We start from the raw sequence: 14,219 nt of genomic DNA, 5'->3' as shown, positions 1-14,219 counted from the left end.
GCCGAGCGAGTGCGGCGAGCCCGCGGGATACAGGAGGCGCGATGAGCAAGACGGCCGAGGGCATGGTGCTGGTGATCAACTCCGGTTCCTCGTCGATCAAATATCAGCTCCTGGACCCGGATTCGAGCGTGGTCGCGGCCTCCGGCATGGTGGAGCGGATCGGCGAGGACGAGGGCGGGCTCGAGCACCGCGCCGACGGCGAGACCACCGAGCGACGGGAGCCGATCGCCGATCACGCCGCCGGACTGCGGCTGGTCTTCGATACGTTCGCCGCGACGGGCCACGACCTGGTGCGCGAGGGCGTGCGGGCGGTCGGGCACCGGGTGGTGCACGGCGGCGAGGTGTTCTACCGGCCCACGCTGATCGACGACGACGTGGTTGCCGCGATCTCCGACCTCGCTGCGCTGGCGCCGCTGCACAATCCGGCCAACGTCGCCGGGATCGAGAGCGCGCGGGCGCTGTTGCCGGGCGTTGCGCAGGTCGCCGTGTTCGACACCGCGTTCTTCCACGGCCTGCCCGCCGCCGCGAAGACCTACGCCATCGACGCCAAGGTGGCCGCCGCGCACGGTATCCGGAAGTACGGCTTCCACGGCACGTCGCACGAGTACGTGTCCGGTTGTGCGGCCGAACTGCTCGGGCGCGACCCGGGTGAGCTGAACCAGATCGTCTTCCATCTGGGCAACGGCGCGTCGGCCTCGGCCATCCGCGGCGGGCGGCCGGTCGACACGAGCATGGGACTCACCCCGCTGGAAGGCCTGGTGATGGGCACCAGGTCCGGTGATCTGGATCCCGGCATCGTCGCGCATCTGGCCCGGTCCGCGCACATGGACATCGACCGGATCGACACCCTGCTCAATCGCGATTCCGGCATCAAGGGCCTGTCCGGCGTGAACGATTTCCGCGAACTGCGGCGACTCATCGACAGCGGGGACGAGGCCGCGCAGCTGGCCTACGACGTGTACATCCATCGGCTACGGCGCTATCTGGGGGCTTATCTGATCGAACTCGGCGGGGTCGACGCGATCACCTTCACCGCCGGAGTCGGCGAGAACAGCCCGCAGGTGCGCGCCGACGCGCTGACCGGCCTCACCGGCTTCGGCATCGAAGTCGATCCGGCGGCCAACACCGCGCAGAATCGTGCCGCGCGCCGCATCTCGCCGCCCGGTGCGCCGGTCGCGGTGCTCGTGGTGCCCACCAACGAGGAACTGGCCATCGCGCGTGCCGCCCGGCAGGTAGTCGAGCGGCTCGGCTAGACCCAGGTCTTCGCGCGGATCGCGTTGGCCAAGTCGACGAGCGCGTAGCGGTGCTTGCGATCGGGTGCTCCGCGCGCCAGGGAGCGCAGACCCGCCTCGGTGCCCGCACGCAGTTCGCGCTCGGTGAAAGGCGCGCCGAACAGTGTGGCATCGGGACGCTTCGGCTTGTTGCCCGACTGGAGCCACGCCAAGGCCGCGCCGAGCACCAGCACCCGCATCTGCACCGCGCGGCTCTCGCCCGCGGGCAGACTCGACACCCGCGATGCCGAGATGTGCAGGGTGGCCTCGTCGAGGTCGGCCACCGGCGCGGCCGTGAGCAGGAACAGCACAGCGGTCATCCGCGCGGTGGTGAAATGCCGTGACGCCGCGGGCACGGCGTCCAGCGCCTGCACGGCCTCCTCCACCCGGTCGTCCGCGGCCAACTGCCTGGCCAGCCCGAAGGCGGCGCTCACCACGGTGCGGTCGGTACGCCAGACCGTCTCGTAGGCCTTCTCGGCGTAAGCGCGCCATTGCTCCGGATCCGGCGAATCCCAGTGCTGGAGTACGAGTTCCGCGGTGGCGGCCAGCGCGAGCTGCGGGGCGAGCTCGCCGGGGAGCATGCGGAAGACCTCGTCGAAATTGGAGAAGGCGCGCTCGTACTCCCGGTCGAGCAATTCGGCCATGCCGCGATACCAGCTCACCCGCCACTCTCGTTCGGGCAGACGCCCGAGCAGATCCAGCACCGTCGCCGACTCCCGCAGATCGAGTCGCACGCGCGCCTCGGCGAGGGCTAGTTCCAGATCGAGCGTCTCCGGGGCGTTGCCGGGATCGGCGTCGGCTCGCTCGCGGGCGTTGCGCAGCGCCTCCAGCGCGTGGGACGGCTCGGGATGCACCGCGGCCGCGAGCAACGGGGCCGACGGATCGGCCGGGTCGAGCAGCGGGATCGGCAGCCCCGCCACCACCTCGAGCGCGTCCAGCAGGCTGCTGCGGGGGCGGCCGTCGGTGTAGGCGTCGGTCTGGCTGATCAGTTCCTCGGTGCCGAAACTGGCGCGCGGCGGCGTGAAGACGGTGGACAGCTGCGGATGCTCGGTGTCGGTCTCCAGCGCGAGGATCTCCCGCAGCACGCCCGACATCTGGGCGGACATCGCACGCGCGGAGGGGAAGCGGCGGTGCGGATCCAGGTCGGTGGCGCACAGCAGCAGACGATGGAAGGACTCGTAGCGCGCCAGCACCGGCTCGTCGGCAGGATCGGGGAGCCCGTCGAGATAGCGTCCGTGCTCCGAGGGCATGTGCAGGGTGAGCACGGCCAGCGTGCGCCCCACGGTGTAGATGTCGGAGGCGACGGTCGGGCCGGTGCGCGCGATCTCCGGCGCCTGGAATCCCCTCGTGCCGTACAGGTTCCCGTATGCCTCGATGGCGGCGACGGCGCCGAGGTCGATCAGCTTCACCTGGTCCTCGGTGACCATGACGTTGTCCGGCTTGAGGTCGTTGTAGGTCAAACCGGTCGAGTGCAGGTATTCCAGCGCGGGCAGGATCTCCAGCAGGTAGGCGATCGCCTCGGTGACCGGCATGCGCTTCGGCCGCTCGTAGGAGTCGAGGATGTCGCGCAGCGAACGGCCGCCCACGTACTCCATGACGATGTAGCCGACGGGTGTGCCGTCCGCACCGGTGTGCTCGACGAAGTTGTAGATCTTGACGATGCTGGGATGCGCCACCTCGGCCAGGAATTGGCGTTCGGCCATGGCCACCGCCTGCGCTTCGCCGTCGCCGGCGTGCAGCAGGCCCTTGAGCACCACCCAGCGGTCGCTGACGTTGCGATCGATCGCCAGGTAGATCCAGCCGAGTCCGCCGTGGGCGATGCATCCCTGGATCTCGTACTGCCCCGCCACCATGTCGCCCGCGTGCAGCGTGGGCCGGAAGTCGAACGGCGCCTCGCACGTCGCGCATGCGCCGGCCGTGGTCGCGGGACGGGTCGCCGTCGCCCGGCCGACGGGTTTGCCACAGCGCCAGCAGAATCGCCTGCCCTCGGAGACCACCGCGTCGGCGAGCACGGCGTCGCGGGGATCCGCCGGCGTCACCGAGGGGATCGGCACGAGCCCCGCGCCGAGCCGCCGCACCGCCGGGCGGGTTCGCGCGGTGCGCACGCTGCGTCCGGAAGTGCGCTGCGGGGACGACGTGGGACCGGAGGAGGTTCGGCGCGTTTCGTCGTCTTCCGCCGCCGCGGGCCGGGGCTGCTCGCGCGCCTTCTCCGTGCCGGGGATTTCTTCCGCCGCGCGCGCCGGTGGCTTCTCCGGTCCGGAGGCGCGCGTCCATGCGACCGTGCCCGACGGCGTGCCCGGGCGGTTGACCTGCGTGCGGGTGGCGTCCGAGTCTTGTTCGGCGGCAGTGTGTTCCGGTGTGCCTGATGGTGTGCCTGGATGGTTGACCTGCGTGCGGGTGGCGTCCGAGTCCGGCTCGGCCGCCGTCTGCGCCGATTCCGTGGGCGGTGTTTCTCGCCCGGCAACCGGGGTGCCGGGCGGCGGTGCGGTGGGCTGTTCTTCGCCGGTGCCGCCCGCTGCTTCGCCGGAGTTCGCAGATGCGGTGCCGCACGCCGCCTGCGCCGCACCCGGCGGGGCTGTGTCCTCGGTGCGGGTCCAGGCGACCGTGCCGAGCGAGGGAGCCGTACGGTCGGCCGAGGTGAGTGCCGTGTGGTGAAGGTCCTCGGGGACAGTCGTTTCCGGATCTATCGAGCCCGACCGTCGGCCTGCTGCTGGAGCGTGGCTGTCCGAGTGCCGTGTGCCCGTGTGACCAGCGCGCGGCGGTTTCGCCGCCGCATCCGGATGGCGACCGGCCGATCCGGTGCATCCGCCCTCGAACACCTCGGCCGGGCCGGGCCGCCCCGGAGCGGTCTCGTCCGGGTCGGGCTCGGGGGCGGGCCGTGTGCTCATCGGCCGGTCAATCCTGATAGGTAGGGGCGGGCGGGGCGGGAACGGGACCGAGGACGGTGAGGTATTTCTGGTACAGCCCGACCCACGTGCCGTCGTTGCGGATGCGTTCCAGCGTGCCGTTGACGAAACGCACGAGATCGTCGTTGCCCTTGGTGATGCCGATGCCGTACGGCTCTTCGCTGATGCTGCTGCCGACCAACTCGGTGTACGGGTCCTGCGCGGCCAACCCGGCCAGGATGGCGTCGTCGGTGCTGACCGCGTCGACCTGGCGCTGTTGCAGGACGACCAGGCAATCGGCCCAGGTGGGCACGGTGAGGATGGTCGCGGCGGGCTGGTCGCGGCGCATGTGTTCCAGCGACGTGGTGCCGGTGACGATGCACACCCGGCGGCCCGCCAGATCGGCCAGGCTCCGGATGCCGGAGTTCTTCACCGCGAGCACCCGCTGATTCGCGTGCAGGTAGACGGTGGAGAACGCGACCTTCTCACGCCGTTCGCAAGTGATCGTCATGGTCTTGGCGACCAAATCCACGGTGCGGTTCTGCAACGCCGTCTCGCGCTCGGCGGAGCCCAGGCTGCGGAACTCGATCAGATCCGGGCTGCCGAGCAGGTCGCGGGCCAGCTCCCTGGCGATGTCGGCGTCGAAACCGACGATGGCGCCGGAGACCGGCTCGCGGTAGCTGAACAGATTGCTGCCGGTGTCCAGGCCGACGAGCAACCGCCCGCGCGCCCGGATCGCATCGATCGTGGGTCCGCGCGCGCCCGCTCCCGCGCCGGTCGGGCGCAGGCTGGCCGTCGGGTCGCCACATCGCGGTGCACCGGGCGGTGGCGGGACGGGCGAATCGGTGAGCACCGGAACCGCTCTGGCGGGAAACGGGGGATCGGTGTACTTCGGCGTCTTCGTCGACACCGGCGCGCTGGAATCGCTCGCACAACCGCTTGTCAGCGCCACCACGAGGAGGGCGGCCACCAGAATGCCGCGCGCTGATCTCATCGGTACTCCCGAAGCCGGGGCCATATGCCCAGTCCGACATAGCCTGCCGCCAGAATGCCGAGCACCATCGCTCCCGCGCCCAGGAAGTCCAGGACCCGTGCGGCCTGGGATATCTCGCTGCGCAGCGTGTCCCTGGTCTCGGCGATGCCTTGCTCGAGCGAACGATCCAGCGCCTCCACCTGCACGGTGGCGTCCGCGGAGCCGGGACCGGTCGCCACCACGGCCGCGCTGTTGAAATCGCCCTTGGCCAGCGCGTCGTTCATGCGCTGATGCGCCACCCGCCAGCGTGCCAGGGCCGGAACGGCGTTGCGCACCTCGTCCGCCGCCGGAGCGGAGGAGGGATAGTTGCCGATCAGATCGGCCAGTCGTTCGATGTCCGCGTCGTAGGTGCGGTCGTAGTCGCCGGTCGCGTCCCGGCGCACCAGTTTCAACGTCTCCGCGGCGCGCGCCTGCTGGGCGAGGATCCGGCTCTCGGTCAGGCGGGAGGAGGGCACCGCGCCGTCGTCGCGGGCGCTGATCATGGACGTCGCCGACACCGACCCCGCGATCACCGTCCACGCCAGCAGGATCAGCATGGACACCGAGGCGAGCAGCAGGCCAGGATTGAGCACGCGCCGCCAGCGTTGCGCCAGATCCCGCTGGACCCAGACCAGCACGCCGAGGGTGAGGATCAGCAGTCCGATCGCGGCCCAGGGCGGGCGCACGTGATTGCGCTGCGCGTCGGCCACCGCCGCCGACCGATGATTGTGCAGCTCTTCGGCCATCGGTAGCAGCGTCGTCTGCATCTGATTGGACGCCTCGCTCAAATACGCCGCGCCCACCGGATATCCGCTGCGATTGTTCGTGCGTGCGGTCTCCACCAGACCGGAGTACACCGGCAGGCCGGTGACTATGCCCGTGCGCAGCCGGGCATCCGGGTCCAGCGCCGCGTTCGGCCCGACGTCGCGGTCGGATCGGGTCACCAATTCCGCGGCCGCTTCGCCCAGCGCCTGTGTGTAGCGATCACGCACCGCCTGCGGTTCGAGCCCGCCCGCGATGAACGCGGTGCTGGCCGCGGCGTCGGCGATCGACAGCGAAGTGTAGAGCCGGTGGGCGGAATGCGCGTCCGGCTCGGTGTCGTAGAGCAAGACGTCCAGGCTCTGCTGCCGGTCGCCGACGGTCGCCGCGGTCATCGAGCCCGCGGCCAGGCACAACCCGATCAGCAGCAGTCCGAGCGCGATCAGCCGTCCGGGTGAGGAATTGGCGAACGACCGCAGATTGGCCAGGTCGAGACGTTCGCGCACCACCGCGACGCTCAACCCGCCCGGCTCGTCCCCGTCGGCGGTCTCGGGCGCGGACGATGGCCGGAGTTCGGCCGTCGTCGGCTCGGAGCTAGCCATGTCCACCTCCCCAGTTTGGGCCGCGTACGCGGATTTCTCGACGGTTGGACCGAATATTCGATCGACCCGTGCGTGTTGGTGCGGAGTTTATTGTGGTCGTACGGACGCCGCGGCGTGTGAAACACCCCCGGTTGGGAGGCAACGGCGGTGGGGTGCTGCCGTAGCCGGACGAGGATGGTACGAGATGCGTGGTGACGGTGACGGTTGGTCGCGCGGCCCGGACGGACTGCGGCACTGGGGTCGCTTCGGCGCGGCCGGACTTCTCCTGCGCGCTCCGCTGGCCGCAGGCGGTTCGGCGGTGCTGCTGCAACACCGCGCTCCGTGGAGTCACCAAGGCGGGACCTGGGCCTTGCCCGGCGGGGCGCGCGACAGTCACGAGACGCCCGTGCACGCGGCGGTCCGCGAGGCGTGGGAGGAGGCGGGCATCGATCCCGCCGACGTCCGGGTGCGCGGCGAGCGGGTGACGGCGTCGGCCCTGAGCGGCTGGACCTACACCACGGTCGTCGCCGACGCGGTGATGACCCTCCCGACCATCGGCAACGGCGAGAGCGTCGAGTTGGTCTGGGTCCCCGAGGACGAGGTCGAGGCCCGTCCGCTGCATCCGGGCTTCGCCGCGTCCTGGCCCACGCTGCGCGCCGCCCCCGCGCGGGTGCTGCCGGCCGAGATCGGTGACGACCACGCCGTCGCCGCCGCGCTGCCGCGCACACTCGACCTCGCCGACCTCGGTTTCGTCTGGTTGCATTCGGATCCCGCCGGGCCGGGGGACTACGCCAGGATCGTCGACGAGCCGGGTGCGCAGATCTCGGAGCCGGGACCGAGCGGAAATACGGCGGTGGAGACGGCGCTGTCGTTCACCCGCGGGCAGCTGCTTTCCTGACCACGGCGCTCACGCGTGCGCGAGCAGCGCCGTTTTCAGCTGCCGCGCCGCGGCTTCCGGATCGCGCGCCTCGGTGATCGCGCGCACCACGACGACCCGCGTCGCCCCGGCTTCCAGCACTTGCCCGAGGTTGCCCGCGTCGATCCCGCCGATCGCGAACCACGGCCGGGTGGGATGGGCTTCCGCGGTGGAGCGGATCAATTCGGGGCCCGCCGCCTGCCTGCCGGGTTTGGTGGGAGTCGCCCAGATGGGGCCGGTGCAGAAGTAATCGATGTGCTCGTCGATCGCGGCGAGCCCGGCTTGGGCGCGGTTGTGCGTGGATCGTCCGATCACCACGTCGGGCCCGAGGATCCGGCGCGCGTACCAGGGCGGCAGATCGCCTTGTCCGAGGTGCAGCACGTCGGCGGTCGCGGCCAGCGCGATGTCGGCGCGGTCGTTGACCGCGACCAGCCCGCCGTGCCTGCGCGCGGCGGCCTTGAGTTCGGCGAGCGCGCCGAGTTCGGCCCTGGCCTCCAGCGGGCCGAACTTGGCCTCGCCCGGTGACCCTTTGTCTCTGAGCTGGATGATGTCGACTCCGCCTGCGAACGCGGCCTCGGCGAACTTGGCCAGATCGCCCTTCTCCCGGCGGGCGTCGGTGCACAGATACAGCCGCGCGTTCGCCAGACGTTCCCGCGGCGAGGCGGGTCGATTCGGGTGGGAGGGTTGCACGCCTTCGACCGTAGCCGCGCTACCGTGGGGATGCGAAACAGGAGGCAGGTGGATCGGGATGCGGACTCTGGCCGTCGTCGGTGGCGGGGCCATCGGACTGGCCGTGGCCTGGCGCGCCGCCGAGACCGGTTGGTCGGTCACGCTCCTGGATCCCGCTGTGGCTTCGGGCGCGTCGTGGGTGGCCGGGGGCATGCTCGCGCCGCTGTCGGAGGGCTGGCCCGGCGAGGACCGGGTGCTCGAGTTCGGCGCGGCGTCGCTGGCCCGCTGGCCGGACTTCGCCGCCCGGGTGACGGCCGCGACCGGTGTCTCGGTCTTCGTCGCCGACGAGACCATGACCGTCGCGCTGGACGCGGCCGACGCGGCCGACCTGCGCACCGTGGCCGATTGGGTCGGCGGCCGCGGGCACGAGCTGCACCTGCTGGACCGCGCCGCGGTGCGCGAGAAGGAACCGAACCTGGCCAGGACGGTGCGCGCCGCGCTGCTGGCGTCCGCCGAACCGGCGATCGACAATCGCAAACTGGTCGCCGCGCTGCGGCAGGCCGCCGAGGCGGCAGGCGTCGTGGTGCGCGCCGAATCCGTGGACTCGCTGACGGAACTTCCGCACGACCAGATCGTTCTCGCCGCGGGGGCCGCCTCGGCCACGTTGTGGCCGGAACTGCCGGTCCGCCCGGTGAAGGGCGAGATCCTGCGCCTGCGGCACCGCCCAGGTGTCGCCCCCGCGCCGCGCCGGGTCATCCGGGCCCGGGTGCACGGGAGAGCGGTCTACCTGGTGCCGCGCGCCGACGGGATCGTTGTGGGCGCCACGCAGTACGAGGCGGGTTTCGACACCGCGGTCACGGTCGCGGGCGTCCGCGACCTGATCGCCGACGCGGAGGCGGTGTTCCCTGGCATAGGCGAATACGAGCTCGCCGAGGCGAGCGCGGGTTCGCGGCCGGGCAGCCCGGACAACCTGCCGCTGATCGGCCGGCTCACCGACAGGATCGTCGCGGCCACCGGGCACGGCCGCAACGGCATGCTGACCGTGCCGCTCACCGTGGACGCGGTGCTCGGCCTGCTCGGCGGGGCAGTGCTGTCCGAAGCGGAAGCCGCCGATCCGCAACGGTTTTCGACGACTGTAGGAGGAATCAGATGACGCTGTCATCCGTCCCCGTCGGTGTCACGGTGAACGGCGACGAGCACGAGTTCGCCGAGCCGCTGACCGTGCGCGAGCTGTTGGAACGCCTCGGGCTGCCGTGCCGGGGCGTCGCGCTCGCGGTGGACGGCGCGGTGTTCCCCAAATCGCGCTGGGACGAACCGGTCGGGCGCGGCTGGGAGATCGAGGTGCTGACGGCGGTTCAAGGTGGCTGAGGCATCCGGACCGGCCGACGCTCCGCTGCGCATCGCCGACCGGGAGTTCGGCTCCCGCCTGATCATGGGCACCGGGGGCGCGGAGAACCTGGCCGTGCTGGAGGAGGCGCTGATCGCCTCCGGCACCGAGCTGACCACGGTGGCCATGCGGCGCGTCGACGCCGCGGGCGGCACCGGCGTGCTCGATTTGCTGAAACGGCTGGACATCGCGCCGCTGCCGAACACGGCGGGCTGTCGCACCGCGGCCGAAGCGGTGCTCACCGCCCAGTTGGCGCGCGAGGCGCTGGACACCGACTGGGTGAAGCTCGAGGTCGTCGCGGACGAGCGCACTCTGCTGCCCGATCCGATCGAATTGCTCACCGCTGCCGAACAACTCGTCGATGACGGGTTCGTCGTGCTGCCTTACACCAACGACGACCCGGTGCTGGCCCGTCGTCTCGAGGACGCCGGTTGCGTGGCGGTGATGCCGCTGGGTGCGCCCATCGGCACCGGCCTGGGTATCGGCAATCCGCACAACATCGAGATGATCGTCGCCGGCGCGAACGTCCCCGTCATCCTGGACGCGGGCATCGGGACGGCCAGCGACGCCGCTCTCGCCATGGAACTCGGCTGCTCGGCGGTGCTGCTGGCCACGGCCGTGACCAGGGCGCGCCGCCCCGAGCTGATGGCCGCGGCGATGGCGGACGCCGTCCGCGCCGGTCATGCGGCGCGGCTGGCCGGACGCATCCCCAAACGTTTCTGGGCCCAGGCGTCGTCCCCGGCGCTGTGAGGGGCCGAGCCCGCGTCCGGTAGTCGGTGACGGCGGCCGGAATCCTCGAGCCGTTCGGGCACGAGGCGTGTGACGACACCTCACGGTGGGCGAGTCCGGGGCATGGAGTGCTGGGCCGCCCCGGACTCGGCCGTCGACGACATGAGACTCGCACGTCATCGCGGGGAGGCCACCGCTCGGCGGGCGAGTCCGGGGCGGTGGGCCGTGCGGGCTCAGCCGTTGACAACGTGAGGCTCGCACGTCATCGCGGGGAGGCCACCGCTCGGCGGGCGAGTCCGGGGCGGTGGGCGCTCAGCCGTTGACGAAAGTGAGGTTCGTCGCGTCGTAGCGGGTGCCCGCGACCTGATCGGGCGGAGCGGCGGCCTCGATGGCGGCGAGTTCGTCGGCGGACAGCTCGATGGTCAGCGCGGCGAGGTTCTCCTCCAGGTAGCGCTGCCGCCGAGTGCCGGGGATCGGGACCACGTCGTCGCCGCGGTGCTGCACCCAGGCCAACGCGAGCTGGCCCGCCGTGACGCCCTTGGCCGCGGCCAGCTCGTTCAGCTTCGCGACGATGGCGAGGTTGCGTTCGAGGTTGCCGTCGGCGAAACGCGGCTGGCTGCGCCGCACGTCGTTGTCCGCCAGACCCTCGACCGAGCTGTACTTGCCGGTCAGGAATCCGCGCCCGAGCGGGGAGAACGGCACCAGGCCGATGCCGAGCGCGCGGCAGACCGGGAGGATCTCCGCCTCCAGGTCGCGGGTCCACAGCGACCACTCGCTCTGCAACGCGGCGATCGGATGCACCGCGTGGGCGCGCCGGAGAGTGTCCGCGCTCGCCTCCGAAAGCCCGAGATGGCGGACCTTGCCCGCCCGCACCAGGTCGGCCATCGCGCCGACGGTCTCCTCGATCGGCACCTGCGGGTCGACCCGGTGCAGGTAGTAGAGGTCGATGTGGTCGACTCCGAGCCTGCGCAGCGAAGCCTCGCACGCCTCACGCACGTAGGCGGCGTCACCGCGGATGCGGGTCGGTTCGCCCAGCCGGTTGGCGAAGCCGAACTTCGTCGCCAGCACCACGTCGTCGCGCCGCCCCGCGATGGCGCGCCCGATCAACTCCTCGTTGTGCCCGGCGCCGTAGAAGTCGGCTGTGTCCAGCAAGGTGACCCCGAGGTCGAGAGCGTGGTGCAGCGTCGCGATCGACTGTTCGTCGTCCGCCGCGCCGTATCCGTGACTCATACCCATGCACCCCAGGCCCTGCGCGGAAACCGCCAGTTCACCGAGCTGCCGGGTGGGGATGTCGGTCATGCTTTACCTCCTGCACTCGAATTCGTCGGCCCCGACGCTAGGTGCTGGAGCGCGCTCCATGTCAACAGTGCGGAAGCCGTTTCCGTGAGTGGCACATGGTCGAGGAGCTTCCCGCGTTTCGCCGTAACCATGTGCCACTCGCGGTCCGCTATGGGCGAGCTGGGCGGCGTTCGCGGCGGGCGCGGGCGAGTTCGTAGGCGGTGCGGAGGAGGGCGCGGGTGGGTTCGGCGGTTCGGGGGCCGGGGTTGACGACCGCTAGCCATCCTGCGGATGCGTAGATCGGGTGGGGCATCACCGTGTCCGCCGCGCTCGGATCATCGGGCGGGGATGATTCGCGAGGGGTGTGGCCGGTCCAGTGGGTGAAGGCTTCTTTTCCGGCGGCGATGTTGACGCGGAACGTGTCGGGCCGGTCCAGGCGGGAACTTTCGTCGCCGGGGTAATTCTTCGTCACGATCGTCGCGAAAGGCTGGGTCGTCGTCGGCACGACGCCGTCCGGTGAGTAGTAGAAGAACGTGTCGCCCCAGCTGATTTCGGGCGAGCCGTCACCTGGGCCGGGGCGCAGCGTCAGGACTCCGTCGAGGGCCGAGACGAAGTCGATGATCTCGTCGATGGTCATGATTCCAGCGTTTCATTAAGGTGCTCGTGGAGACTTCGAGCCGGATATACAGGTGAATCAGGGTGCCAACTCGCAACTCCACACTGCGCACGGCCGACGTGGCGCGGCGGGCGGGGTACTCCGTGCAGCAAATTCGCAACCTCGAAAGCGACGGCGTTCTGCCGACAGCGCTCCGCTCCCCGACGGGCTATCGCCGATACGGCGAGGTGCACGTGCGTTCCGCGCTCGCCTACCGAGCGCTGGCGGCGGGCGTCGGCCCCGTCGAGGCCAAGCGCATCGTTCGCGCCGTCCACGAGGGACCGTTTTCCCAGGTGCTCGCCCTGCTCGATGCGGCACACGCCGGGCTGGACCGGGAGCGCGCCGATTTGGCACTCGCCAAGCGGGCGGCGGAGGTGATCTCCGCAGAGCCGATCGCCGACGTACGGCCGTCGGATGCGATGAGCGTCGCCGAACTCGCCGCCGCGCTGGGCGTGCGCCCGTCGACACTGCGGCATTGGGACGCGGAAGGACTCGTCGTCCCGGATCGCGCGACCGCACAGGGCACGCGGCGGTACTCGCCCGCCCAGGTCCGCGACGCCCGGATCGTCCATCAGCTCCGCAGGGCCGGATACCGCGTCGACACGCTGAAGGCGTTGATGCCCGACCTGCCGCGCGGCCACCGATCCGATGACGTCGAGGCGGCACTGGCGGCCCGGGACGCGAGCATCACCGCTCGCTCCCACGCCCTGCTGGACGCGGCCGCCGCGCTCGCCGCCGTGCTCGCGCTCGCGGTGTAAACGCCCTGGGATCCCGGCGCGATCCTGTACAGAGGCTTTCGAAGCCGCATCACAAGGATTGTCCAAGCCTCCGGGAAGGTCGCGAGCCCACACTCCTGAAAGGGTCGCCGACCGGTAGACAGCGTCTGCGCTGGAGGAATCGGAAGTGGAAGCGGGACAGGCCATGGGCGTGCTGATCGTGACGGTTCTCGTGTCCTTCGTTGTGCTGCTCGCCGTCGCGATTCCGCTGGCCGTCCGCGCCGAACGGGCCCGCAAGGCGATGCTGGGGCAGTGGGCGGCGGCCCACGGTTGGACGTTCGCCGAGTCCGGCCGCGCCCAGTGGACCGCACGCCTACCAGGCCGCAACTCGCGCGGACTCGGCGTGACCATGAGCCGGCAGCTCGGCGGCCGCTGCGTGACCGTGGCGGAGTACTCGTACCAGACGACGTCGTCCAGCAGTACCTCGGCGACGGGCACGACCAGCACGACCACCACCACACATCACTTCATCGTCGTGGTGGTCCTGCTCGATCGGATGTATCCGCCGATCGAGGTGCTCCCTCGGGGCCTGCTGTCACAGCTCGGCCGAGCGATGTTCGGCGACAAGCCGACGGCGACCGGCAATGTGCTGTTCGACTCGCAATACCGGATCGTCACAGCGGATCCGAGCTACGCGAAGGCACTGGTGGGTCCGCCGTTGATCGACGCGCACATCGCCAGAACGGTTCCGCCTTGGAGCCTGGCCGGGGCCGAACTGCTCACTTTCGTCAAAACATCGTCGGCGCTGCGCGATCCGAGCGCGATCCCCGGTTACGCCGCACCGCTACTGCACGTCGCCGAACTGCTGGGCCGCTGAGACTACGGCGGACCTTGCGCTGACCCCGCGGCTCGAACTCCGACCTCATCTCGCGGGGGCCGGCTGAGTCGAAGAATAGCTGTCCCGTTTTACGCCTGGCTGGTCGTACTATCCGGTCCGTCTATGCCGCGCCCCCGGAGCCACCGCTCGGCGGACAGCTTGCGCGGACACGGTGGCGTACAGGTGGCATGGAGTTTCAGCAAGCCTTGTGCGTGCTTCTCATCCGCGGGCCAGTTGCTGTCCTCGCAGTAGTCCTGGATCCAACTGCCCCGCAGCGTCATCGCTGTTCCTCGCGTTCGATGCGGTCCATCACGTCGCGGAAGGGAACTCGCTCGTCCGGATCGCCACCCCGCTCGAGTAGCCACGGCAACACCCAGAACAGCAGGATCAGGAGGCCGCCGACAGCGGCCATGATGATCAAAGTCACTGCGAGGTCGGTGGGCATTGCTGTACTCCTTCGCGCGTTGTGGTGCGGTTGGCAGGC

14 protein-coding genes are annotated in these 14,219 nt (G+C 70.6%); 7 read left to right on the top strand and 7 right to left on the bottom strand.

Translation table 11 applies throughout. The features are described from left to right. Nucleotides 1–41 precede the first annotated feature (41 nt). The gene (locus GVY64_RS31355) at nt 42–1,253 is read left to right on the top strand and encodes an acetate kinase (RefSeq protein ID WP_159849387.1); all 1,212 of its coding nucleotides are present in this window, start codon (nt 42–44) and stop codon (nt 1,251–1,253) included. Here the strand turns inward: GVY64_RS31355 and GVY64_RS31350 are convergent. The 3 genes from GVY64_RS31350 to GVY64_RS31340 all read right to left on the bottom strand — a co-directional run bounded on the left by GVY64_RS31350 (nt 1,250) and on the right by GVY64_RS31340 (nt 6,529). Beyond that, nucleotides 1,250–3,493 (bottom strand): serine/threonine-protein kinase, encoded by a 2,244-nt coding sequence (locus tag GVY64_RS31350; RefSeq protein ID WP_159849474.1) that lies wholly within the window; start codon nt 3,491–3,493, stop codon nt 1,250–1,252. The two genes, GVY64_RS31355 and GVY64_RS31350, sit on opposite strands and share 4 nt — an antisense overlap. Nucleotides 3,494–4,166: 673 nt before the next feature. Further along, entirely contained in the window at nt 4,167–5,150 is a 984-nt protein-coding gene (locus GVY64_RS31345) for a glutamate ABC transporter substrate-binding protein (protein WP_159849385.1), read from the bottom strand. Next, a complete protein-coding gene (locus GVY64_RS31340) occupies nt 5,147–6,529 on the bottom strand; it encodes a hypothetical protein (RefSeq protein ID WP_159849383.1) in 1,383 nt (460 codons plus the stop codon). Before GVY64_RS31340 ends, GVY64_RS31345 begins: the two co-directional genes overlap by 4 nt. Before the next feature lie 184 nt (nt 6,530–6,713). Between GVY64_RS31340 and GVY64_RS31335 the strand changes: the two genes are divergently transcribed. Continuing rightward, the gene (locus GVY64_RS31335; RefSeq protein ID WP_159849381.1) at nt 6,714–7,406 is read left to right on the top strand and encodes an NUDIX hydrolase; all 693 of its coding nucleotides are present in this window, start codon (nt 6,714–6,716) and stop codon (nt 7,404–7,406) included. 9 nt (nt 7,407–7,415) lie between these two features. Here the strand turns inward: GVY64_RS31335 and thiE are convergent, their stop codons facing one another. Beyond that, entirely contained in the window at nt 7,416–8,114 is a 699-nt protein-coding gene (gene thiE / locus GVY64_RS31330; RefSeq protein WP_159849379.1) for a thiamine phosphate synthase, read from the bottom strand. A 58-nt stretch (nt 8,115–8,172) separates the two neighbouring features. Between thiE and thiO the strand changes: the two genes are divergently transcribed. The 3 genes from thiO to GVY64_RS31315 are packed head-to-tail and all read left to right on the top strand — an operon-like array spanning nt 8,173 to nt 10,230. Then, entirely contained in the window at nt 8,173–9,246 is a 1,074-nt protein-coding gene (gene thiO, locus GVY64_RS31325) for a glycine oxidase ThiO (RefSeq protein WP_159849377.1), read from the top strand. Further along, nucleotides 9,243–9,461 carry a sulfur carrier protein ThiS gene (gene thiS / locus GVY64_RS31320; protein ID WP_159849376.1) on the top strand — a complete coding sequence of 73 codons (219 nt, stop codon included), beginning with the start codon at nt 9,243–9,245 and terminating at the stop codon, nt 9,459–9,461. The genes thiO and thiS overlap by 4 nt, the downstream gene beginning before the upstream one ends. Then, nucleotides 9,454–10,230 (top strand): thiazole synthase, encoded by a 777-nt coding sequence (locus GVY64_RS31315; protein ID WP_159849375.1) that lies wholly within the window; start codon nt 9,454–9,456, stop codon nt 10,228–10,230. Before thiS ends, GVY64_RS31315 begins: the two co-directional genes overlap by 8 nt. Before the next feature lie 291 nt (nt 10,231–10,521). Here the strand turns inward: GVY64_RS31315 and GVY64_RS31310 are convergent, their stop codons facing one another. Together GVY64_RS31310 and GVY64_RS31305 are read right to left on the bottom strand one after the other, a co-directional pair. Next, complete coding sequence (locus GVY64_RS31310; protein ID WP_159849374.1) at nt 10,522–11,508, bottom strand: aldo/keto reductase; 987 nt, start codon at nt 11,506–11,508, stop codon at nt 10,522–10,524. Between the two features lie 148 nt (nt 11,509–11,656). After that, nucleotides 11,657–12,124, bottom strand: a complete 468-nt coding sequence (locus GVY64_RS31305) for a DUF6194 family protein (protein WP_159849373.1) — start codon at nt 12,122–12,124, stop codon at nt 11,657–11,659. Nucleotides 12,125–12,186: 62 nt separating this feature from the next. Here GVY64_RS31305 and GVY64_RS31300 point away from each other — a divergent pair, with 62 nt between their 5' ends. Next, nucleotides 12,187–12,900, top strand: coding sequence for a MerR family transcriptional regulator (locus GVY64_RS31300; RefSeq protein WP_201298238.1), 714 nt, complete (start codon nt 12,187–12,189; stop codon nt 12,898–12,900). Nucleotides 12,901–13,045: 145 nt separating this feature from the next. Continuing rightward, a complete protein-coding gene (locus GVY64_RS31295) occupies nt 13,046–13,735 on the top strand; it encodes a hypothetical protein (protein ID WP_159849372.1) in 690 nt (229 codons plus the stop codon). A 277-nt stretch (nt 13,736–14,012) separates the two neighbouring features. Here the strand turns inward: GVY64_RS31295 and GVY64_RS31290 are convergent, their stop codons facing one another. Next, a complete protein-coding gene (locus GVY64_RS31290; RefSeq protein ID WP_159849371.1) occupies nt 14,013–14,180 on the bottom strand; it encodes a hypothetical protein in 168 nt (55 codons plus the stop codon). Between the last annotated feature and the right edge of the window lie 39 nt (nt 14,181–14,219).

This window comes from Nocardia sp. CY41 (genome assembly GCF_009829325.1).
GTDB lineage: Bacteria > Actinomycetota > Actinomycetes > Mycobacteriales > Mycobacteriaceae > Nocardia.
Note: the sequence above shows the minus strand (reverse complement) of the source record. Positions and strands in the feature narration are given on the sequence as shown.